A 24301-nucleotide genomic window follows, 5' to 3' on the forward strand; every position below is an offset into this window, starting at 1 on the left:
ACGGAAAACGGATACGCTGACCCACATCTCAACATTTTGGCAACAAACCAGACGATCGCCTTTTTTGCACAAGGTAACGCCGCACAACTAACGGCGATTGCGTACCAGCTGATAGCGCCGCGTCAAATATTCCAGCGGCACGCTCCAGATATGCACCAGGCGGCAGAACGGAAACAGCAGAAACAGCGTCATGCCCAGTACCATATGCACGCGGTAAATCAGCGCCACGCCTTCCAGATGCTGCGACGCGCCCGCATGGAAGGTCACGATCGCCTGCGCCCAGCCGACCAGCTTCATCATTTCGCTGCCATCCATATGCTGCGCGGAGAAAGGAATGGTCAGCAGCCCCAGCGTGGCCTGCGCTACCAGCAGCGTCAGGATCAGGATATCGCCGGCGCTGCTGGTGGCCCTGACGCGCGGATTGAGCAGGCGACGCTTAAGCAGCAGCCCGCCGCCCGCCAGCGTCAGCAAACCGCAAACGCCGCCGGCCACCATCGCCAGCTTCTGCTTGGCGGCGATCGGCAGAAAAGCCTCGTACATCCAGTGCGGCGTCAGCAGGCCGACGAAATGGCCGAAGAGAATACCAATGATGCCGATATGAAACAGGTTGGAGGCGAGCCGCATCCCTTTTTTATCCAGCATCTGGCTGGAGCCGGCGCGCCAGCTGTACTGGCCATAGTCGTAGCGCAGCCAGCTGCCAATCAGGAAAACGCTGCCTGCGATATAAGGATAAATATCGAAAAAGAAACCTGAGAGAAAATTCATGATGAACGCCCCGTGGATGTTGTCATTGCCGCCACGTCCAGATACTGCGGCGCGACGGCGTCGGCAAAGCGGCGCTGATGCGCGGCCTGTTGGGCGGAAGCACAGCCCTGCTCGCCGAGAAACTTAATCTGCTCCTCTTCCCAGACCGCATCCAGCGCCGCTGGCGTATCGTCGCGGGCCTCTTTATGGATTTTCGGCGTCAGGTCATCTACCGCCAGCCCGGCCCCGGAGAGCGCCAGCAGCACGGTGAACAGCTCGCTATAGCGGCTTTGGCGCTGTTTTAGCCTGGCGGCCAGCAGCGCGAGGATTGGCGCCACGTCGGCCAGGCCAGCGCGGGCGCGGGTGACGTCAAGGCTGGCCAGATACTCCAGATAGAGCGGCAGAAAATCGGGCAGCTCTTTCGCGCTCAGCTCCAGGCCGTCGGCGCGATATTGCTCCAGCAGATCGACCATTGCCTGGCCGCGATCGCGCGACTCGCCGTGAACATGCTCGAACAGCAGCAAAGAGGTGGCCCGACCGCGATCGAACAGCTCGCAATAGTCGGCCTGCCTGTCCAGCAGCGAGCCTGCGCAGAATTCCGTAATAAAATCGGTGAGCTGCGCGCGCTGCGCGGCATCAAGCTCGCTGCCCGCTTCCAGCGCCGCCAGCATTTCAGCCTGATGCGTAAAGAGCGCTTCATCGGGATAATCCAGCAGCCGGGCGACGATACGTAGTGTAATCATGGCTGCTCCTCCTGCGTTTTTTTGCCAATATCAATCGCGTCGATACGGCGGCTGTTAAACAGGTTGAAGCGACCGTCGCTGCCGTGGCAGCCATCGCCGAAGCTGAAGCCGCAGCCTTTGCTTTCCGGGAAGGCTTCCCGCGCCAGTTCACGATGGCTGGAAGGCACCACGAAACGATCTTCGTAATTGGCGATGGCCAGATAGCGGTACATCTCCTGCGCCTGCGCTTCGCTTAAGCCAACCTGTTCCAGCGCCCGCGTGTCGACAAGGTTATCGACGGTTTCCGCGCGTTTATAATGACGCATGGCCAGCATTCTCTTTAGCGCCAGCAAAACCGGCGCGGTATCGCCCGCCGTCAGCAGGTTCGCCAGGTACTGCACGGGAATGCGCAGGCTTTCCACGTCCGGCAGAATACCGTTGTGCGGCAGGTCGCCCGCGTCCGCCGCGCTCTGAATGGGCGACAGCGGCGGCACGTACCAGACCATCGGCAGCGTGCGGTATTCCGGATGCAGCGGCAGCGCCAGCTTCCACTCCATCGCCATTTTATAAACCGGCGAGCGTTGCGCTGCGTCAATCACGCTTTGCGGGATGCCTTCTTTTAACGCTTCGGCAACCACATCGGGATCGTGGGGATCGAGGAAGATCGCTCTCTGGCTTTCATAAAGATCCTGTTCATGCTCGCTCGCTGCCGCTTCTTCAATACGATCCGCGTCGTACAAAAGCACGCCAAGATAGCGGATGCGCCCTACGCAGGTTTCGGAACAGACCGTGGGCTGGCCCGCTTCAATACGCGGATAGCAGAAAATACACTTCTCCGATTTACCGCTTTTCCAGTTGAAGTAGATTTTTTTATAGGGACAGCCGGTCAGACACATGCGCCAGCCGCGACACTTGTCCTGATCGATCAGCACGATACCGTCTTCGCCGCGCTTATAGATGGCGCCGCTCGGGCAGGTCGCCACGCACGCCGGGTTCAGGCAGTGCTCGCACAGGCGCGGCAGATAGGCCATAAAGGTGTGTTCAAACTGGCCGTACATCTCTTTCTGGATGTTATCGAAATTTTTATCCTGCGAGCGTTTGGAAAACTCGCCGCCAAGGATCTCTTCCCAGTTCGGGCCATTTTCGATTTTTTTCATCCGCTTGCCGGTGATCAGCGAGCGCGGCCGCGCTATCGGCTGATGTTTGCCGGCGGGCGCATTGTGTAAATGCTGATAGTCGTAGTCGAACGGCTCATAGTAATCGTCCAGCGCGGGCACGTCCGGGTTAGCGAAAATTTTCGACAGCAGCCCGACGCGGTTGCCCATGCGCGGCACCAGCCTGCCGTTGATTTTACGGATCCAGCCGCCCTTCCATTTTTCCTGATCTTCCCATGCCTGCGGATAGCCGACGCCCGGCTTGCTTTCAACGTTGTTAAACCAGGCGTATTCCATCCCTTCACGGCTGGTCCAGACGTTTTTACAGGTCACGGAACAGGTGTGGCAGCCGATACATTTATCCAGATTCAGCACCATGCCGACCTGCGAGCGAATTTTCATGATTTTCTCCCCTTGCCGCCCTGGCAGTCGTCGTTACCTTCACCGTCCAGCCAGTGAACGTGATTCATTTTGCGCACCACCACAAACTCATCGCGATTGGAGCCTACGGTGCCGTAATAGTTAAAGCCGTAGGAAAGCTGCGCGTAGCCGCCGATCATATGGGTTGGTTTAGGACAGGCGCGGGTCACGGAGTTATGAATGCCGCCGCGCTGGCCGGTAATTTCCGAACCGGGAATGTTCACAATGCGTTCCTGCGCGTGGTACATCATGGTCATGCCTGCCGGTACGCGCTGGCTGACCACTGCGCGAGCGGTCAGCGATCCGTTGGCGTTAAAGGCTTCAATCCAGTCGTTGTCCGCAATCCCCAGCTCCTGCGCGTCTTCTTCACTCATCCAGACGATAGGGCCGCCGCGCGACAGCGTCAGCATCAGCAGGTTGTCGCTGTAGGTAGAGTGAATGCCCCATTTCTGGTGCGGCGTCAGGAAGTTCAGCGCCTTTTCCGGATTGCCGTTCGGCTTTTTGTTCAGCAAAGGCCTGGCCGCCCTGGTATCAATAGGGGGACGATAAACCAGCAGGCTTTCGCCAAAGGCGCGCATCCACTCGTGATCCTGATAAAGCTGCTGGCGTCCGCTGAGCGTGCGCCACGGGATCAGCTCATGCACGTTGGTATAACAGGCGTTATAGGAGACGTGCTCGTCTTCCAGTCCTGACCAGGTGGGGCTGGAGATAATTTTGCGCGGCTGCGCCTGGATATCGCGGAAGCGAATTTTTTCGTCTTCTTTGTTCAGCGCCAGATGGGTGTGGTCGCGGCCGGTAATGTCGCTCAGCGCCTGCCAGGCTTTTACCGCTACCTGACCGTTGGTTTCCGGCGCGAGGGATAAAATGACCTCGGCCGCATCGATGGCGCTGTCGATATTCGGCCGGCCAGCGGCCGGGCCATCCGTCTTGACGTAGTTCAGCTCTTTAAGGAAATCGACCTCTTTTTGCGTGTTCCAGCTGATGCCCTTACCGCCGTTGCCCAGCTTGTCCAGCAGCGGGCCAAGCGAGGTAAAGCGTTCCCAGGTGGCCGGATAGTCGCGCTCTACGGCAATAATGTGCGGCGCGGTTTTGCCGGGGATCAGGTCGCACTCGCCTTTTTTCCACTCTTTAACGTCAAAAGGCTGCGCCAGCTCCGCCGGCGAATCGTGCTGCACCGGCAGCGTGACGATATCGGTTTCCACACCGAGATGCCCCGGACAAAGCTCCGAGAAGCGTTTGGCGATGTCTTTATAGATCTCCCAGTCGCTTTTCGCTTCCCAGGCCGGATCGACCGCCGCCGACAGCGGATGAATAAACGGATGCATATCCGAAGTATTCATATCGTCCTTTTCATACCAGGTGGCGGTAGGCAGCACGATATCGGAATAGAGACAGGTACTGGACAGGCGGAAATCCAGCGTTACCACCAGATCCAGCTTGCCTTCGCCGCCTTTCTCCTGCCATTCCACTTCTTCCGGCTTCACGCCGCCCTGCACGCCTAAATCTTTACCCTGAATGCCGTTTTCCGTGCCCAGCAGATATTTGAGCATGTACTCATGGCCTTTGCCGGACGATCCCAGCAGGTTGGAGCGCCAGACAAACAGGTTACGCGGGAAGTTCTGCGGATTGTCCGGCTGCTCGGCGGCAAAGCGCAGCGTGCCGGTTTTCAGGCTTTCCACGGTGAAATCCACCGGCGGCATCCCGGCCGCTTTCGCCTGCGCGGCGATGTTCAGCGGATTGCCGTTCAGCTGCGGCGCGGAAGGCAGCCAGCCCATGCGCTCGGAACGCACGTTAAAGTCGATTAAACTGCCGCCGTAGCGCTTTTTATCGGCCAGCGGCGAGAGCAGCTCGCTGGTCTGCACGGTTTCGTAGCGCCACTGGCTGGAATGGTTATAGAAGAACGAGGTGCTGTTCATATGGCGCGGCGGACGCTGCCAGTCGAGCGCGAAAGCCAGCGGCGTCCAGCCGGTCTGCGGCCGCAGTTTTTCCTGACCGACATAGTGCGCCCAGCCGCCGCCGCTCTGCCCCACGCAGCCGCAGAAGATCAGCATATTGATCAGCCCACGGTAGTTCATATCCATGTGATACCAGTGGTTCATCCCGGCGCCGACGATAATCATCGAGCGGCCACGCGTTTTTTCCGCGTTGTCGGCGAACTCGCGCGCCAGCCGAATGATATTCTGCCGCGACACGCCGGTGATCTGCTCGGCCCAGGCCGGGCTGTAGGCTTTGATCTCGTCATAGCTGCCTGCGCAGTTTTCGTCGTGCAGACCACGATCCAGCCCGTAGTTCGCCAGCGTCAGATCATACACGCTGGCGACCAGCGCAGCGCTGCCGTCGGCCAGCTGCAAACGCTTCACCGGCAGCTTGTGCAGCAGGATCTCCTCCAGCGGCACGCTGCTGAAGTTTTCGCTTTCCAGGCCGCCGAAATAGGGAAAGCCGACCTCGGCGATCTCGTCATGGCTGCCCAGCAGGCTAAGCTGAAGCGTGACTTCCCGCTGCGAGCCGCCTTCACGCGACTCCAGGTTCCACTTGCCTTTTTCTCCCCAGCGATAGCCGATGGATCCCTGCGGCGCCACCAGCTCACCGCTCTCCTGGTCGATGGCGATGGTTTTCCACTGCGGGTTGTTTTCCTGCCCCAGGTTATCAATCAGATCGCTGGCGCGGAGCTGGCGTCCGGCGGCGTAGTAGCCGCCCTCGCGCGGCTCCAGCAGCACCAGCATCGGCATATCGGTATAGCGGCGCACGTAGTCACGGAAATAAGGCACCTCGCGCTCAAGGTGAAACTCCTTCAGCATCACGTGTCCTAAAGCCAGCGCCAGCGCGCTGTCGGTGCCCTGCTTAGGATTCAGCCACTGATCGCACAGCTTGGCGACCTCGGCATAGTCAGGCGTGATCGCCACGGTTTTGGTGCCCTTGTAGCGCACCTCGGTAAAGAAATGAGCATCCGGCGTGCGCGTCTGCGGCACGTTAGAGCCCCAGGCGATAATATAAGAAGAGTTATACCAGTCGGCCGATTCCGGCACGTCGGTCTGCTCGCCCCAGGTCATGGGCGAAGCGGGCGGCAAATCGCAATACCAGTCATAAAAACTCAGGCAGACGCCGCCGATCAGCGACAGATAGCGCGCGCCTGCGGCATAGGAAACCATCGACATCGCCGGGATCGGTGAAAAGCCGATAATGCGATCCGGGCCGAAGGTTTTCGCCGTATAGATATTGGATGCCGCGATCAGCTCGTTGACCTCCTGCCAGCTTGACCGGACGAAGCCGCCGCGACCGCGAGCGATCTTATAGCTCTGCGCTTTTTGCGGATCGCTGACGATCGATCCCCAGGCCGCGACCGGATCCTGATGCTCCGCTTTGGCTTCGCGCCACAGCTTGAGCAGCTTTTTGCGCATCAGCGGATATTTCAGGCGGTTGGCGCTGTAGAGATACCAGGAGTAGCTGGCGCCGCGAGGACAGCCGCGCGGCTCGTGATTCGGCAAATCCGGTCGGGTGCGCGGATAGTCGGTTTGCTGTGTTTCCCACGTGACGAGGCCATTTTTGACGTAAATTTTCCAGCTGCAGGAGCCGGTGCAGTTTACGCCATGCGTGGAGCGCACGATTTTATCGTGCTGCCAGCGGCTACGGTAGCCCTCTTCCCAGTCGCGATTGGTGTTGAGTGTCTGGCCGTGTTGACCAGCAAAGGGTTCCGCCAGCTGTTTAAAGTAGCGAAACCTGTCGAGAAATTTGCTCATCCGGAAAACTCCTGAAGGCTTAGGTGATATTGCTCAGGCGGCGGAGGGACATTGCCTCCGCACGTTATCAAAATTTATTTTTGCGGCCGTAAACCAGCCAGGTGACGCCAACGCAAAGCAGATAGAAGGCGAGGAAGATTTTCATCGCGCCCGTCGGCGTGCCCAGCATGGACAGCGAAAGGCCAAACGTCTGCGGGATGAAAAAGCCGCCCAGCGCGCCGATAGCGGAAATAAAGCCAAGCGCGGCGGAGGTTTCGGTCACTGCTTCCCGCTGTGCGGTCTCTATGCCTTTCCCTTCCGCGCTCGCCTTCTCCAGGGTGAGCTTGCGGAAAATCACGGCGATCATCTGATAGGTCGAGCCGCTGCCCAGGCCGGCGGTTAAAAACAACCCCATAAACACGGCGAAAAAGGCGCTAAAGGATCCGCTGGTGCCTTCGCCCGGCAGCGTCAGGAACAGCAGCGCGGCAAACAGCGCCATCAGCACAAAGTTAGCCAGCGTCACGCGTACGCCGCCCAGCCTGTCGGAAATAATGCCGCCCGCCGACCGCGCCAGCGCGCCCAGCAGCGGGCCGAAAAAGGCGTAGTGAAGAATGCTGATATCCGGAAACTGCGTTTTGGCGAGCATGGCGAAACCGGCGGAAAAGCCGATAAAAGAGCCAAAAGTCGCCAGGTAAAGCAGCGCCATCACCCACAGGTGGCCGCGTTTCAGTACCGGCAGCTGCTCGCGCAGAGAAGATTTCGCCGCCGCCAGGTCGTTCATGCCGAACCAGGCCGCCAGCGTCGCGACAAGCAGGAACGGCACCCAGATCCACGCGGCGTTTTGCAGCCAGATCGTTTCGCCGCTGCTGGTGTGCTGCGCGCCGCCGCCGAAGGCGCCGAAAACGGCGATGGAAACGGCCAGCGGGGCGGCGAACTGCATTACGCTGACGCCCAGGTTGCCCAGACCGCCGTTGATGCCCAGCGCCCCGCCCTGCTGCGCTTTAGGAAAAAAGAAGCTGATATTGCCCATGCTGGAGGCAAAGTTCGCGCCCGCAAAGCCGCACAGCAGCGCGATCAGCACAAAAATGCTGAAAGCGGTGCTGGTGTCCTGCACGGCAAACCCAAGCCACAGGCAAGGGACCAGCAGGATACCGGTGCTGAAAGCCGTCCAGCGCCGTCCGCCGAACACGGGGATCACAAAAGAGTAAGGGATCCGCAGCAGCGCGCCGGAAATGGAAGGCAGCGCCGTCAGCAGAAAAAGCTGCTCGGTGGTAAAGGTGAAGCCAACTTTGTTCAGGTTCACTGCAACGGCGCTGAACAGCATCCAGACACAGAAAGCGAGCAGCAAACAGAAAACGGAAATCCACAGGTTACGGTTGGCGATGCGTTTTCCACGCTGCTGCCAGAACCGCTCGTTTTCCGGCTGCCAGTCCTGGATAACGGCACCGTTTTCTTCGGGTTGAAGAGGGGCAAGTTGCGTCATAGTCATCTCCGGTTTGAATGGAGCGCATTCTGCTTAACCGCTTCTGACGCCGGGTTGACGCAAATCAACGTGGATGCAGGTGATCTTTTGCCTCCGTGCTGCCGCTGCGCCTGGATGAGTAGAGACATATCGGAAACATATTTATAAAATTCATGTAATTACTCCGCACAGCGGGGGCTTTTTTCAGTTAGACTGCGGAAAGAAGAAATTTATGGTTACTCCCTTAGTGGTATAGGGTTAACGTTTTTAATCGGTAAGATTAAGAGGCTAACCGGGAATCATTCGCCGCCCTCTGACTGTGGAAAATCCAAGCGTGAAAGAAGAAGCCGCCACTATCCTGTTGATTGACGATCATCCGCTGCTGCGGAACGGCGTTAAACAGTTGATTGAAATGGAAGAAAGTTTGCAGGTTATCGCAGAAGCCAGCGACGGCGCGCAGGGCGTCGTACTGGCGGAACAGCATGACCCCGACCTGATCCTTTTGGATCTGAATATGCCAGGCATGAACGGGCTGGATACGCTGGTGCAGCTGCGCACCATCGAGCTTTCCGGGCGCATCGTGGTATTCAGCGTTTCCGATCATGAAGATGACGTGGTAAACGCGTTAAAACACGGCGCGGATGGTTATCTGCTGAAGGATATGGAGCCGGAAGCGTTGCTGAAAGCGCTGCATCAGGCCGCCGCCGGCCAGATGGTGTTAAGCGAAAAGCTGACCAACGTGCTGGTGGCCAGCCTGCGTGAATCACGCCCGACAGAAGCGCGCGATGTGGAACAGCTGACGCGCCGCGAACGCGATATTCTGAAGCTGATCACGCTGGGGATGACCAATAAAGCCATTGCCCGCAAGCTGTCGATTACGGAAAGCACGGTAAAAGTGCACGTTAAACATCTGCTGAAAAAAATGAAGCTGAAATCCCGGGTGGAAGCGGCCGTCTGGGCGCTGCAAAACGGCCACGGCTGATAAAAACTTTCTTCGCTCCGCTTTTCCGGCACCGCAGTAGTCGCCGGACAGGGCTGCGCTTCACCCTCTGTCGCTAAACGGTTTCGCCAACGCTATCGCATTTTACCCCCTCTATTTTTACGCTTTGCGGCCCGTCTCTGGCTTTTACCTGTGACAGCATCGATCGCGCTGCGTTACTATAGCCCTCAGAAAAAGGCGCCGCTCTCGTGCCCGTCACCTGCGCTGACCTCGCTGGCGCGCCTGCCCAATCACCGTTTTGAAGTAAAACTCAGCGTCCCGCGCCGACTTTATATTCAATGGACTGGAAAAGAAGACCTGATAATGACCACTGACAATCTTTCTTCCCATACGCCCATGATGCATTGGTGTGTTACTGCTGATTAATAAAGGTTATTTTCCACAACATTACAAAAGCTATATTTTAACCTACACTTATTTAAACGTCTGATTTTACTATTATTTTTTGCTGTCCTCATCCAGCGTTATAATCCCTCTGTATTCCTATCCCTCTAATAACACAGGGCATCTCCATGAGCCGATACCATGTATCCAGCAGTGAAGGCCAGTATGAGAAAGACTCTGGCGAGCAAGTTTTGGCTAACAAGCTGGGGATCGCTACTTCTGATGAGATGGATGAGGCTGAACTTGTCCTGTTAGAACAACTCTACCAGTCCGTTTTTGAAGAACAGTTCCCGGAAGGACAGCTCAGCGTAGCCATGCTGAAAAACTGGCACCGCCGCTGGTTAGGTAACATCTACGAGTGGGCTGGACAAGAAAGAGCGGTCAATATCAGTAAGGGCGGCTTTATGTTTGCCCCCTCAGCGCAGTTGCCAAAACTGCTGAACGAATTCGACAGCAAGTATCTGGCTCAATACACGCCATGTAGCGGCATGGACGAAGAACAACTCATCACCGCTATCGCCATCACCCATGTCGAGCTGATACTTATCCATCCATTCAGAGAGGGAAATGGGCGCCTGTCGCGACTGCTAGCCGACGTGATGGCCGTTCAGGGTGGATATAAACCACTGGATTATCAAAGCTGGGAGCAAAGCAAAACCCAGTATATCTCGGCTATTCATGCAGGTGTATCAATGGACTACGAGCCGATGAAACACTGGGTCAGTGAAGCATTAAGAAGGGGTTAGGCAAGGCGAAGATGGGCAAACTTTTTACGTGCGGCTTCCAGCGAAGCTTCAACCCTGGAGGAAGGCTGCCCTGTTTCAACAGCCGTTGACGTCGCCACAGAACGCACAATGTCTGTACGAGACGGTTTTACATAACCTACCTGCGTTTTTTTGTTGTTGCTCATAGCGACTCCTGATTAACAAATTCACTGATTACATTATATCAACGATGACAGGGAACTGCATGCCCCTGGTAACAACTTCGATAAATGCTGCTTCTCTGACAACAGAGTATGAGCAAAACCACCAGGGTGCTCCGCACTGGTTCAGACCTTTTTGACGATAAAAATTTCGTACAATGAGCAGCACATCTTTTGACTTTTCCTGTGCCTGATGGATAAAAATGCCAGTCAATCTCTGTCGTTTCCTTGCTATTCACACCATGACATCCCCCCGCCTAGCCATTACAATCTCTCTTTGTTTTTTGCGGGCTAGTTTGCAGTTTTCTGGGGGTAATGATAATGATGAATAACGACAAAAAATGGATTGGGGACCTGCTGGGCGGGCCGCTGATGAGCAAGGAGAGTCGTGTCATTGCGGAACTGATGTTGTCCGACCCGGATGAAAACAGCTGGCAACAACAGATCGTTGAGCAGAACATCCTTCAGGCTTCCTCCTCTAATACTGCAAAACGTTATGCAACCACGATCCGGTTGCGCTTGATGATGCTGGATAAAGGCGCATGGAGGTTGATTGCGGAAGGGAGTGAGCGGGAACGTGTTCAACTACTGTTTATAGCCCTGATATTGCACTCTCCAATAGTGAAAGATTTTCTGGACGAAACGGTGAATGATCTGCGCAGGCAATTTAAAGAGAAATTGCCAAGTGATAGCTGGAGTGAATTTGTTACTAACCACATACGCCAGTACCCAGTGCTTACCAGTTACTCAGACTCATCCATCACTAAAATGGGTAACAATCTTGTGAAAGCGCTTGCTGAGGTGGGTTATCTCGATACACCGCGCCGTCGCAATCTGCAGCCACTTTTTTTATTGCCGGAAACTAAAGAAGTGCTGCAGCGCCTTGAACAACAGGATTTGATTTCTATTCTGGAGGGTAAACGGTGATCGATCCCGTTCTTGACTACCGCCTTTCGCAGATTCAGAGCCGCATTGAGGAAGATCGCTTTCTTAAAAATAATGGCTCAGGTAATGAGATTGGTTTCTGGATCTTTGATTACCCTGCGCAGTATGAACTGCAGGTTCGCGGGCATCTGAAATACCTGCTGCGTAACCTGGAAAAGGATCACCACTTTACGCATCTGAATGTTTTTCAGGTCATTATCGATATGTTGACCGAGCGCGGATTGTTTGAACGCGTTTGTCAGCAAGAAGTGAAAGTCGGTCCTGAGGCTCTGAAAAAGCAGCTCGCCGGTCCGCTTAATCAGAAAAAAATCGCCGAATATATTGCAAAAAAAATCGATCTTCCAGCGCAGGAATTCGTCATCCTTACCGGTATGGGGAATGCCTGGCCATTAGTTCGTGGGCATGAGCTGATGAGCGCTTTACAGGACGTCATGGGTTTTACCCCCTTGTTAATGTTCTACCCGGGCACTTACAGCGGCTATGACCTTAAACCTTTAGCAGGTATTGATTCACGTAATTATTATCGCGCCTTCAGACTGGTGCCCGAGCATGGACCAGCGGCAACATTGAATCCTCATTGAAGAGCACAGCATGGATATTGAACAGATTTTTGAAAAGCCATTAAAACGTAACATTAATGGCGTCGTAAAAGCCGAACAGACAGATGATGCCAGCGCGTGGATTGAGCTGGATGAATACGTTATTACCCGCGAGTTAGAAGGCCACCTGCGCCACTTCTTTGAATCATATGTTCCGGCAACAGGCCCGGAGCGCATTCGAATGGAGAATAAAATTGGCGTATGGGTTTCAGGCTTCTTCGGCTCCGGTAAGTCACACTTTATCAAGATCCTGTCGTACTTGCTGTCTAACAGAAAAGTCAGCCACGATGGTTCAGAACGCGATGCCTACTCCTTCTTCGCAGACAAAATCAAAGATGCGCTGTTTCTGGCTGATATCAACAAAGCAGTGCATCACCCTACCGAAGTCATCCTGTTCAATATCGATTCCCGCGCCAACGTCGATGATAAAGAAGACGCTATCCTTAAAGTCTTCCTGAAAGTATTTAACGAGCGCGTCGGTTATTGTGCAGACTTCCCGCATATTGCTCATCTTGAGCGCGAGCTGGATAAGCGCGGTCAGTACGAAACGTTTAAAGAAGCTTTTCTAAAGATCAACGGCTCAAGCTGGGAAAAAGAGCGCGACTCTTACTACTTCATTAGTGATGAGATGGCAGAGGCATTAAGCCAGGCGACTGGTCAAAGTATTGATGCCTCACGCCAGTGGGTTGAACAGCTGGATAAAAATTTCCCGTTGGATATCAATAATTTTTGCCAGTGGGTGAAAGAGTGGCTGGATGAGAACGGTAAAAATCTGCTCTTTATGGTGGACGAAGTCGGCCAGTTCATCGGTAAAAACACGCAGATGATGCTTAAGTTGCAGACCATTACCGAAAACCTCGGTGTGATCTGCGGTGGGCGCGCCTGGGTGATTGTCACCTCACAAGCTGATATCAATGCCGCTATTGGCGGTATGAGCAGTCGCGACGGGCAGGATTTCTCTAAAATCCAGGGTCGCTTCTCCACGCGTTTGCAACTTTCCAGCTCCAACACCTCGGAAGTTATCCAGAAACGTTTGCTGGTAAAAACCGATGCGGCAAAAGCTGCGCTGGCGAAAGTCTGGCAGGAGAAAGGCGATATTCTGCGTAACCAACTGGCGTTTGATCCAACGACAACGGCTTCACTGCGCCCCTATACCAGTGAAGAAGAGTTTATTGATAACTACCCGTTTGTCCCGTGGCATTACCAGATCCTGCAAAAAGTCTTTGAGTCTATTCGTACCAAAGGCGCTGCCGGTAAACAGCTGGCGATGGGTGAGCGTTCGCAACTGGAAGCTTTCCAGACAGCGGCCCAGCAGATTTCCACACAAGGTCTCGACTCCCTGGTGCCCTTCTGGCGTTTCTACGCAGCCATTGAAAGTTTCCTGGAACCAGCGGTAAGCCGGACCATTACACAAGCTTGTCAAAATGGCGTGCTTGACGAGTTCGATGGCAACCTGCTGAAAACGTTGTTCCTGATCCGTTATGTCGATGTGCTGAAAAGTACTCTCGATAACCTGGTAACACTCTCAATTGATAAGATCGACACCGACAAAGTAGAACTGCGCCGCCGCGTTGAGAACAGCCTGGATAAGCTGGAACGGGAGATGCTGATTGCCCGTGTGGAAGATAAATATGTCTTCCTGACCAATGAGGAGAAAGAGATTGAAAACGAAATCCGCAACGTTGAAGTGGATTTTTCAGCGATCAATAAAAAGCTCGCATCAATCATCTTTGACGACATCCTGAAAAATAAGCGCTATCGCTACCCGGAAAACAAGCAGGATTTTGATATCAGCCGTTTCCTTAACGGTCACCCGCTGGATGGCGCAATGCTCAACGATCTGGTGGTGAAGATTATTACACCTAAAGATCCTACGTATGATTTTTATAGCAGTGATGCAGCCTGCCGCCCGTATACCGCAGAAGGAAATGGTTGTGTATTGATTCGTCTGCCTGCGGACTCGCGTGTCTGGACTGATATCGATCTTGTCGTACAGACAGAGAAGTTTCTCAAAGACAATGCGGGTCAACGTCCTGAACAAGCCAGCCTGCTGTCTGAGAAAGCACGCGAAAATAACGCGCGTGAAAAAATGTTACGTGTCCAGATCGAGTCCCTGCTGGCTGAGGCGGAACTGTGGGCGATAGGTGAACGCTTACCGAAAAAATCCTCCACGCCAAACAGCATTGTGGATGAAGCTTACCGTTATGTGATTGAAAACACATTCGGCAAACTGAAACTTCTAACATCCTTTAACGGCGATATTAACCGTGAGATCCATGCCTTTCTGACAGTAGAAAATGATACTGAGCTGAATCTGGGCGAGATGGAAGAATCCAATCGCGACGCCCTGCGCGAAGTGGAAAACTGGATCAGCATGGGTATTGATTACCACAAACCAGTGTACCTGCGTGATGTGCTCAACCATTTCGCTCGCCGCCCTTATGGCTGGCCCGAGGACGAAGTCAAACTACTGGTGGCGCGGCTGGCGCAAAAACGCAAAATCAGCTTCAGTCAGCAGAATAATAATCTCGAATTAAAACAGGCGTGGGACCTCTTTAATAACAGCCGCCGCCATAGCGAGCTACGTCTGCATAAAATTCGCCGCCACGATGAAGCGCAGATCCTCAAAGCCGCCAAAATCATGGCAGACGTGGCCCAACAGCCATTTAATGAACGTGAAGAACCGGCGCTGGTTGAACATATTCGTTCTGTGCTGGGTGCATGGAAACAAGAGCTGGATGTTTTCAAAGCTAAAGCCGAAGGGGGCAATAACCCGGGCAAACAGGAGATTGAAGAAGGGCTGGGGCTGCTTAACTCTATCCTTAATGAGAAAGAAGACTTCGCGCTGGTTGAAAAAGTCACGACCCAGGCTAATGCACTGCTGGATTTCAGCGGAGATCGTGAAGACCTGGTCGACTTCTACCGCAAGCAGTTCAATACCTGGCAGAAGCTGGGAGCTGCATTGCAGGGTAGCTTTAAATCCAACCGCAGCGCACTGGAAAAAGATGCCGATGCGCTAAAAGCGCTCACAGAGCTGGAAAGCATCTGGCAGATGACGGAGCCGTATAAACATCTTAACCGTATTACGCCGCTTATTGAGCAGGTGCAGAGTGTTAACCAGCGGCTTGTTGAGCAGCATCGTAAACATGCATTAGAGCGTATCGATGCGCGTATTGAAGAAACCCGCCAACGGTTACTCGAAGCGCATGCCACTGCGGAGCTGCAAAACCGCATTCTGCTGCCGATGCAAAAAGCGCGTAAGCGTGCAGAAGAGAATCACTCCATTCCTGAAATCCTTGCCGAACAGCATGAAACCATTGCTTTACAAACGGAAGCGGACAAACAGGTCAACCAGTGGATTGATGAGCTACGCAAAAAACAGCAGGCACAGCTGCGCGCGTCAAATGAGGCCAATGAGGGAAACCATGCTGCCGAACCGCAGCAACCCTACACCGCCGATAAACCAGCCACGATCCAGCCGGTACCGAAGAAAACTCACCTTGTGAATGTATCGGGTGAAATGCGCAAAGCGACAGGTAGCGAGGTGCTGGAAACGGCAGAGCAGGTCGAAAAAGCGCTGGAAATGCTGCGTAAAACGCTGCTGGCAACCATTGAAGCGGGCGATCGCATTCGCCTTCAGTAAACCCATTTCAGGGCAGCGTCCTGCTGCCCTTTGCAGGATTTTCTATGAACACCAATAACATCAAAAAATACGCCCCGAAGGCACGTAATCAATTCCGTGATGCGGTGATCGATAAGCTCACGACGCTGGGTATCACCATAGATAAAAAAGGTCACTTACAGGTTGCTGATGCTGAAATCATTGGCGAGACGGTGCGTTACGGGCAGTTTGACTATCACAAATCATCCCTCCCCCGCCGTGAAAAACTGGCGAAATGCGCGCGCGAACAGGGTTTTGATGTGCTGGTCGAGCGCAGCGCCTATACCTGGTTTAACCGCCTGTGTGCAATCCGTTATATGGAACGGCACGGCTATCTCGATCACGGTTTCCAGGTATTGTCACACCCGGATAACCCGACAGGTTTTGAGGTGCTGGATCATGTGCCGGAAGTGGCCGAAAGCTTAGGGCTCGATAAAACACGTTTAGTAGAGATGAAACTTTCCGGTAATCAGGATGAAGACCTTTATCGCGAGCTACTGCTGGGCCAGTGCCATGCGCTGCATCGCGCCATGCCGTTTTTGTTTGAGGCAGTTGACGATGAAGCTGAACTGCTGCTGCCGGATAACCTGACCCGTACCGACTCTATCTTGCGTAATCTGGTGGACGATATCCCGCCAGAAGACTGGGATCAGGTCGAAGTGATCGGCTGGCTGTATCAGTTCTATATCTCCGAGAAAAAAGATGCGGTTATCGGCAAGGTGGTAAAAAGCGAAGATATCCCCGCCGCCACCCAGCTGTTTACCCCGAACTGGATCGTGCAGTATCTGGTGCAGAACTCTGTCGGTCGCCAGTGGTTACAGACCTACCCGGATTCGCCGCTGAAAAGCAAAATGGACTATTACATTGAGCCTGCGGAGCAGACGCCGGAAGTACAGGCGCAGCTGGCAGCGATTACTCCATCCAGCATTGAACCGGAAAGCATCAAAGTCCTCGACCCGGCCTGCGGCTCTGGGCATATTTTGATTGAAGCCTACAACGTGCTGAAAAGTATCTACGAAGAGCGTGGTTACCGTGGGCGTGATATTCCGCAGCTGATCCTGGAAAATAATATCTTCGGCCTCGACATCGACGATCGTGCTGCGCAGCTTTCCGGCTTTGCATTAATGATGATGGCTCGGCAGGATGACCGCCGAATATTCTCTCGCGATATAAGACTGAATATTCTCTCCCTGCAGGAGAGCCTGCATCTGGATATCGCTAAACTGTGGCAACAGCTGAACTTCCATGGAAAAAGCCAGACCGGCAGCATGGGAGATATGTTTGCGGAAAGCACCGAGCTGGCACATACAGATAGCCCGGAATACCAGCTGCTAATGCGTACATTAAAATTATTTGTCAATGCCAAAACGCTGGGTTCGTTAATTCAGGTTCCGCATGAAGAAGAAGCGGAACTGAAGGTGTTTCTCGAAGCGCTGTATCGCCTTGAACTGGAAGGGGATTACCAGCAAAAGGCCGCAGCGAAGGCGTTTATTCCGTATATTCAACAGGCGTGGATACTGGCGCAGCGGTATGATGCGGTGGTGGCGAACCCGCCGTATATGGGTACGAAAGGGATGAACAGTGATCTTAAAGAATTTGCTAAAAACCACTTCCCTGAAAGCAAAGCAGACTTATTCTCGATGTTTATGCAGCATGGATTCTATTTACTCAAAGAGCACAGATTCAATGCTCAAATTAACATGCAAGCTTGGATGTTTCTACCTAGTTTTGAAAAATTACGCAAATGGATATTATCAAATAAATATATTATAACATTGTCACATCTGGGTTCACGTGCATTTAGCCAAATCTCCGGTGAAGTGGTACAAACAACCGCCTGGATTATTAGAAACTCACCGTTGCGTAACTATTTGCCGACCTACTTCCGCTTAACATTAGGAAATGAAAAAGAAAAGAACGAACTATTACTTTCACGGAGTAATAGCTATTACAATCTTATTCAAAGCGAGTTTAAAAAAATACCAGGTTCTCCGATTGCTTATTGGGTAAATGAAAAATTCTTAGATATATTCGTTAATAATGAATCCATTGTTGATTATTCAAAAGCATCGACGGGATTGCAAACTAGTGACTCTGAGCGATTTTTAAGATTCTGGTGGGAAGTAGATAATTTAAAAGAGCATAAATGGTTTCCTTTTGCCAAAGGGGGGGAATATAGAAAATGGTATGGTAACGTAGAACATGTTGTTAACTGGGAGAATAATGGGGAAGAAATAAAAAATTATGTCTGTACACAATATCCTTATTTAAATAACAACTTTGGCCTTGTGGTCAAAAATGAATCAACATATTTTTCCAACGGTTTACTTACGTCACGCATAACCTCTGGCGGTCTTGGATTTAGAATCAAACAGACAAATGAAATATACTCAGATGCCTGCACTGCAATATTCCCTACAGACGAAAAATTTCTTTTAGGATTGCTTTGCTCCAAGCTTACAGAATTAACACAAGAATTAAATCCAACAATAAACTTCCAAGCTGGGGATTTGCAAAAAATACCTGTCATTGCCACACTGAACACTCATGATTTTACATCCATTGTAGACCAAGCCATTGAAATCTCAAAACAAGACTGGTCTGTTTTTGAAAAAAACAATACATTTAAATCGTCGCCTCTAATAAAAGAAAATACCACATTAAAAGAAAGCCTTGAAAATACACTTCGTTGGGCAAAAGAAAATGTTCAAAGACTGAAGAACATTGAAGAAAAAATAAACAATTTAGTAATCAATTCTTATAGCCTTGAAGAGCTAATAAATTCTGAAGTCGAATTACATAAAGTTTCTTTGACGATCAATCCATATTACAGGTATCGTCAAGAAGAATTGACCCAGCTTCGAGAACGCTTTATAGCAGACATTTTTCGTGAATTTATATCCTATTCTATCGGCTGCATGATGGGCCGCTACTCCCTCGATCGCGAAGGCCTGGTCTACGCCCATGAAGGCAACCAGGGCTTTGCCGATCTTGTCGCCGAAGGTGCTTATAAAACCTTCCCTGCCGATAACGACGGCATTCTGCCGCTGATGGATGATGCCTGGTTTGACGACGATGTTACCACCCGAGTTAAGGAATTTGTCCGTACCGTCTGGGGTGAGGAGCACTTGCAGGAAAACCTCGAATTTATCGCTGAAAGTCTTTGTTTGTATGCGATCAAGCCGAAAAAAGGCGAATCTGCGCTGGACACTGTCCGCCGCTACCTTTCCACGCAGTTCTGGAAAGATCATCTGAAGATGTATAAAAAGCGCCCGATCTACTGGCTGTTCAGCTCCGGTAAAGAGAAAGCGTTTGAGTGCCTGGTCTATCTGCATCGTTATAACGACGCGACGCTGGCGAGAATGCGTACCGAGTATGTAGTACCGCTGCTGGCGCGTTATCAGGCGAATATCGATCGTCTGAACGAGCAGATCGACACATCTTCCGGTGGCGAAGCGACACGGCTGAAGCGCGAACGCGATAATTTAAGCAAAAAGTTCAACGAACTGCGCAGCTTTGATGATCGCTTACGCCACTACGCTGATATGCGCATCACCCTCGATCTGGATGATGGCGTAAAGGTTAACTATGGCAAATTTGGCGATCTGTTAGCCGATGTCAAAGCTATCACCGGTAACGCCCCCGAAATAATTTAATCTCTTCTTGCACCATCGGTTCGCCGCCGATGGTGCTTTACTTATTCATCTCAACCCTGGCAGCAGATCATGATAAAATGCTGATGCGTGATGTTATGAAAGACAAACCCAACGCTCATATAAAAAATCAGAACTCGTACACATCGTAGTTCTGTTTTTCTACACTGGATTCACTGTAACAACACGGGATTTTAACCTTGCAAAATCAGGAACTTACTGCCGGACTAAAAGCAAAATTTACCGACTATCGCATCGTTTTCTGGCACGATCCCGACCAACGTTTTGCTGAAGATCTCGATCAACTGGCGCTTGAAAACGTCACGCTGCTTAATATGAGCAACGCCTCGCAGCTGGCAACTAAAAAACGTATTGAAATTGATGAGCCAGAGCAGCAATTCCTGCTGTGGTTCCCGCATGATGTGCCATCCCCTGAACTTGACTGGCTGCGTGATATCCGACTTTACAGCACGGAATTTCATGCCGACTTTGCGGCTATTACGCTTAATGCATTAGGTATTCCGCAGCTTAGCCTGCGGGATCATATTCAACGTCGTAAATCATTTTTTAAAGGCAAACGCACGCAGGCCCTGAAGCAGTGGATCACCGAACAGGAAACAGAAGATTCACTGGATAAAAAAATGCTGGCTGTCATTGCGGGAGCTAAATCTTTTAAAACAGAGGACATCCTGTTCAGCCTGATTAATCAGTATGTGAACCAGCAACAAGATGACGACAGCGAGCTGGAAAACACCCAGGCCATGCTTAAGCGCCACGATCTCGACAGTGTATTGTGGAAAATAGCACACGATGAATTGGGTTACCCGATTGAACAACCGTCGCTGGAAAACCTGATCCTGAAGTTATTTTGTAATGACCTGTCTGCGCAGGCCGATCCGCAACAGCGCGAATGGCTGGAGAAAAATGTCCTGCTCACACCATCCGGCCGGGCCTCAGCATTAGCGTTTATGGTTAGCTGGCGTGCCGACCGTCGCTATAAATCAGCCTACGATTACTGCGCCCGGTCGATACAAGAAGCACTGCATCCCGAAGATCACTATCGTCAGAGCTCTCCCTACGTGCTGCATGAATGCGAAACCACAGAAAGCATTGAGCAGACGATTATCCGGGCGCTGGTGACTCAGCTACAGGAAGAGAGCACCACGCTGGATCGCGAAGCCTTTAAGAAATTACTTTCCGAGCGCCAGAGCAAATACTGGTGTCAGACGCGGCAGGAGTATTATGCCATCTACGATGCGCTGCGCCAGGCAGAGCGCCTGTTGCATTTACGTAATCGCTATATTGATGGTTTCCACTATCCGGATAGCGCAACCTTCTGGAAAGCCTATTGTGAAGAGCTGTTCCGCTTCGATCAGGCCTATCGCCTGTTTAACGAATCAGCACTGTTAGTCCACAGTAAAGGCGCAATGATCCTTAAAAGCCTGGATGATTATATTGAAGCGCTCTATTCCAACTGGTATCTGGCTGAGCTTAGCCGTAGCTGGAATAAAGTGCTGGAAAACGAAAAGCGTATGCAGGATTGGCGTATTCCAGGTATTCCCCGGCAGCAGGACTTTTACAAAGAGGTCGTCAGGCCGCAATTTAATAACCCGCAGATCAAGCGTGTCTTCGTGATTATCTCGGATGCGCTGCGTTATGAAGTTGCCGAAGAGCTAAGCAACCAGATCAATAAAGAGAAGCGCTTTAGCGCGGAGTTACGTTCCCAGACCGGCGTATTACCAAGCTATACCCAGCTGGGGATGGCGGCTTTGCTACCGCATGAGCAATTAAGTTACCAGCAAGGTAACAGCGATATTGTCTATGCCGATGGCTTGTCAACTTCCGGCATCCCCAACAGAGATACTATCCTCAAAAAGTTTAAAGGGATGGGGGTAAAATCTGACGACCTGCTGAAATGGAAGAATCAGGAAGGCCGGGATATTATTCGTGATGCTGAAGTCGTCTACATCTGGCATAACACCATCGATGCGATGGGAGACAGTGCATCAACGGAAGAGAAAACCTTCGAAGCGTGCCGTAGTGCAGTGGACGAATTAAAAGATCTGGTGACCCGCGTTATTAACCGTCTCCATGCCACGCGTATTATTGTCACCGCCGATCATGGCTTCCTGTTCCAGCAACAACAGCTTTCCACGCAGGATAAAACGACTCTGGCTATCAAGCCGGAAGATACGATTAAAAACCACAAGCGCTTTATTATCGGCCATCAGCTTCCTGCCGATGATTTTTGCTGGAAAGGTAAACTGGCCGATACCGCTGGTGTCTCAGATGACAGTGAATTCCTGTTGCCAAAAGGCATACAACGTTTCCACTTTTCCGGGGGCGCGCGTTTTGTCCACGGTGGCGCAATGCTGCAGGAAGTCTGTGTCCCGCTGCTTCAGGTAAAAGCGTTGCAAAAAACAGCAGCGGAAAAACAACTGCAGCGTCGCCCGGTCGATATTGTTGCTTATCATCCCGTGATCAAGCTGGTGAACAATATTGATAAGGTGAGCCTGCTACAGACACATCCTGTTGGTGAACTTTACGAACCCCGAACGTTAAATATTTTTATCGTTGATGAAGCAAATAATGTCGTGTCGGGTAAAGAGAAAGTGAGCTTCGACAGTGATAACGATGCCATGGACAAACGGGTACGTGATGTCACGTTAAAATTAATCGGCGCGAACTTTAACCGGCGGAATCAGTACTGGCTGATGCTGGAAGATGCGCAAACCGAAACCGGCTATCAGAAGTACCCTGTCATTATCGATCTGGCGTTTCAGGATGATTTCTTTTAAGTGAGGCGATATGCAAAACCATAATGATTTACCCATTCCAGCCGTATCCGAAGGGGAACTCGTCTCAACCGAAGGACAGGATCTGGATGCATTGCTGAACCAACATTTTCGGGGGCGTGTAGTACGTAAGGACCTTACGAAACAACTCAAGGAAGGAGCGAACGTCCCCGTCTACGTACTGGAGTACCTGCTCGGTATGTATTGTGCATCCGATGATGACAGCATTGTTGAGCAAGGTTTGCAGAACGTTAAGCGTATCCTTTCTGATAATTATGTTCGCCCGGACGAAGCGGAGAAGGTGAAATCCCTCATCCGCGAGCGCGGCTCTTATAAAATCATCGACAAAATTTCAGTAAGGCTGAACCAGAAGAAAGATGTTTACGAAGCCCAGCTTTCCAACCTTGGCATTAAAGATGCACTGGTTCCTTCCCAGATGGTCAAAGATAACGAGAAACTGCTGACCGGCGGCATCTGGTGCATGATCACCGTTAACTATTACTTCGAGGAAGGGCAAAAGACTTCGCCTTTCTCACTGATGACGCTGAAACCTATCCAGATGCCCAATATGGATATGGATGAAGTCTTCAACGCGCGGACTCACTTTAGTTGCGATCAGTGGATCGACGTGCTGCTACGTTCAGTAGGTATGGAGCCTGCCAACATTGAGCAGCGTACAAAGTGGCACCTTATCACCCGCATGATCCCTTTTGTAGAAAATAACTACAACGTTTGTGAGCTTGGGCCTCGCGGCACAGGTAAAAGCCATGTTTATAAAGAGTGCTCACCAAACTCATTGCTGGTTTCCGGTGGGCAAACTACCGTTGCTAACCTGTTCTATAACATGGCCAGCAGGCAGGTAGGTTTAGTGGGTATGTGGGATGTCGTCGCATTCGATGAAGTCGCCGGGATCACTTTTAAAGACCGGGACGGCGTGCAAATCATGAAAGATTATATGGCATCCGGTTCTTTTTCTCGTGGCAGAGACTCCATTGAAGGTAAAGCTTCTATGGTATTTGTCGGTAATATCAACCAGAGCGTGGATACATTGGTAAAAACCAGCCACCTGCTGGCTCCATTCCCGGCGGCAATGATCGATACCGCATTTTTCGATCGCTTCCATGCCTATATTCCTGGCTGGGAGATCCCGAAAATGCGCCCGGAATTCTTTACCAATCGCTACGGACTGATCACCGATTATCTCGCTGAATATATGCGGGAAATGCGCAAGCGTAGCTTCTCCGATGCGATTGATAAATTCTTTAAACTGGGTAACAACCTCAATCAGCGCGATGTTATCGCCGTTCGCCGTACCGTTTCGGGATTACTCAAGTTACTCCATCCTCACGGCAGTTATAACAAAGAGGACGTGCGTGTTTGCCTGACATATGCATTGGAAGTCCGCCGTCGCGTCAAAGAACAGCTTAAAAAACTAGGTGGGCTGGAATTTTTTGATGTGAACTTTAGCTATATCGATAACGAAACGCTGGAAGAGTTCTTTGTTAGCGTGCCGGAGCAAGGCGGCAGTGAGCTCATCCCTGCGGGTATGCCAAAACCCGGCGTTGTCCACTTGGTTACCCAGGCCGAAAGTAACATGACCGGGCTGTATCGATTCGAAACACAGATGACCGCCGGAAATGGTAAACATTCGGTTTCCGGGATTGGTTCAAACACAGCCGCTAAAGAAGCTATCCGCGTGGGCTTTGATTATTTCAAAGGCAATCTAAGCCGTATCAGTGCCACTGCAAAGTTCTCAGACCATGAATATCATCTGCATGCTGTAGAGCTCCATAGTACCGGTCCCAGCATATCAACCAGCCTTGCTGCGTTGATTGCCTTCTGCTCGGTGTTGCTGGCTAAACCTGTTCAGGAGCAAATGGTAGTACTGGGTAACATGACGCTTGGCGGTGTGATTAACCCGGTGCAGGATCTGGCTGCATGCCTGCAGGTGGCATTTGATAGCGGTGCCAAGCGCGTATTGTTACCTATGGCTTCTGCTATGGATATCCCCACAGTGCCGACAGAGCTCTTTACGAAGTTCCAGGTCAGCTTTTACTCAGACCCTGTTGACGCAGTATATAAAGCTTTGGGTGTTAATTAAAACCGTTAAAATGATATGCC

The 24301-nt window shown here is 51.8% G+C and carries 15 protein-coding genes; 9 read left to right on the plus strand and 6 right to left on the minus strand.

Annotated features, from left to right (window positions below; genetic code table 11):
• Positions 1-87 precede the first annotated feature (87 nt).
• The 5 genes from narI to ACVWZ0_RS17520 form a co-directional block, all read right to left on the minus strand.
• Complete coding sequence (gene narI / locus ACVWZ0_RS17500; protein ID WP_253458965.1) at positions 88-765, minus strand: respiratory nitrate reductase subunit gamma; 678 nt, start codon at positions 763-765, stop codon at positions 88-90.
• Positions 762-1487 (minus strand): nitrate reductase molybdenum cofactor assembly chaperone, encoded by a 726-nt coding sequence (gene narJ / locus ACVWZ0_RS17505; protein WP_253458961.1) that lies wholly within the window; start codon positions 1485-1487, stop codon positions 762-764. Before narJ ends, narI begins: the two co-directional genes overlap by 4 nt.
• Positions 1484-3022, minus strand: a complete 1539-nt coding sequence (gene narH, locus ACVWZ0_RS17510) for a nitrate reductase subunit beta (protein ID WP_253458958.1) — start codon at positions 3020-3022, stop codon at positions 1484-1486. Before narH ends, narJ begins: the two co-directional genes overlap by 4 nt.
• Complete coding sequence (locus ACVWZ0_RS17515) at positions 3019-6777, minus strand: nitrate reductase subunit alpha (RefSeq protein WP_253458956.1); 3759 nt, start codon at positions 6775-6777, stop codon at positions 3019-3021. Before ACVWZ0_RS17515 ends, narH begins: the two co-directional genes overlap by 4 nt.
• Positions 6778-6844: 67 nt before the next feature.
• Positions 6845-8239, minus strand: coding sequence for a NarK family nitrate/nitrite MFS transporter (locus ACVWZ0_RS17520; protein WP_253458953.1), 1395 nt, complete (start codon positions 8237-8239; stop codon positions 6845-6847).
• A gap of 313 nt (positions 8240-8552) precedes the next feature.
• Here ACVWZ0_RS17520 and narL point away from each other — a divergent pair, with 313 nt between their 5' ends.
• The 3 genes from narL to ACVWZ0_RS17535 all read left to right on the plus strand — a co-directional run bounded on the left by narL (position 8553) and on the right by ACVWZ0_RS17535 (position 10348).
• On the plus strand, positions 8553-9200 hold the full coding sequence (gene narL, locus ACVWZ0_RS17525; RefSeq protein WP_253458950.1) for a two-component system response regulator NarL: 648 nt from the start codon (positions 8553-8555) through the stop codon (positions 9198-9200).
• Positions 9201-9350: 150 nt separating this feature from the next.
• A complete protein-coding gene (locus ACVWZ0_RS17530) occupies positions 9351-9584 on the plus strand; it encodes a hypothetical protein (protein ID WP_253458948.1) in 234 nt (77 codons plus the stop codon).
• A 146-nt stretch (positions 9585-9730) separates the two neighbouring features.
• Positions 9731-10348 (plus strand): Fic/DOC family protein, encoded by a 618-nt coding sequence (locus ACVWZ0_RS17535; RefSeq protein WP_253458946.1) that lies wholly within the window; start codon positions 9731-9733, stop codon positions 10346-10348.
• Here ACVWZ0_RS17535 and ACVWZ0_RS17540 read toward each other — a convergent pair.
• The gene (locus ACVWZ0_RS17540) at positions 10345-10512 is read right to left on the minus strand and encodes a hypothetical protein (RefSeq protein WP_253458943.1); all 168 of its coding nucleotides are present in this window, start codon (positions 10510-10512) and stop codon (positions 10345-10347) included. The genes ACVWZ0_RS17535 and ACVWZ0_RS17540 overlap by 4 nt on opposite strands.
• Positions 10513-10851: 339 nt before the next feature.
• Here ACVWZ0_RS17540 and ACVWZ0_RS17545 point away from each other — a divergent pair, with 339 nt between their 5' ends.
• The 6 genes from ACVWZ0_RS17545 (at position 10852) to brxL (ending at position 24281) form a co-directional block, all read left to right on the plus strand.
• On the plus strand, positions 10852-11454 hold the full coding sequence (locus ACVWZ0_RS17545) for a DUF1819 family protein (RefSeq protein ID WP_253461235.1): 603 nt from the start codon (positions 10852-10854) through the stop codon (positions 11452-11454).
• Positions 11451-12053, plus strand: coding sequence for a BREX-1 system protein BrxB (gene brxB / locus ACVWZ0_RS17550; RefSeq protein WP_253458941.1), 603 nt, complete (start codon positions 11451-11453; stop codon positions 12051-12053). The genes ACVWZ0_RS17545 and brxB overlap by 4 nt, the downstream gene beginning before the upstream one ends.
• 10 nt (positions 12054-12063) lie before the next feature.
• Positions 12064-15714, plus strand: coding sequence for a BREX system P-loop protein BrxC (gene brxC / locus ACVWZ0_RS17555; RefSeq protein ID WP_253458939.1), 3651 nt, complete (start codon positions 12064-12066; stop codon positions 15712-15714).
• Between the two features lie 44 nt (positions 15715-15758).
• Positions 15759-19388 carry a BREX-1 system adenine-specific DNA-methyltransferase PglX gene (pglX, locus tag ACVWZ0_RS17560; protein WP_253458937.1) on the plus strand — a complete coding sequence of 1210 codons (3630 nt, stop codon included), beginning with the start codon at positions 15759-15761 and terminating at the stop codon, positions 19386-19388.
• A gap of 197 nt (positions 19389-19585) precedes the next feature.
• Positions 19586-22183 (plus strand): BREX-1 system phosphatase PglZ type A, encoded by a 2598-nt coding sequence (gene pglZ / locus ACVWZ0_RS17565; RefSeq protein WP_253458935.1) that lies wholly within the window; start codon positions 19586-19588, stop codon positions 22181-22183.
• 10 nt (positions 22184-22193) lie between these two features.
• Positions 22194-24281 carry a protease Lon-related BREX system protein BrxL gene (brxL, locus tag ACVWZ0_RS17570; protein ID WP_253458934.1) on the plus strand — a complete coding sequence of 696 codons (2088 nt, stop codon included), beginning with the start codon at positions 22194-22196 and terminating at the stop codon, positions 24279-24281.
• Positions 24282-24301: the final 20 nt, after the last annotated feature.

The organism is Erwinia sp. TECH1 (genome assembly GCF_054057575.1).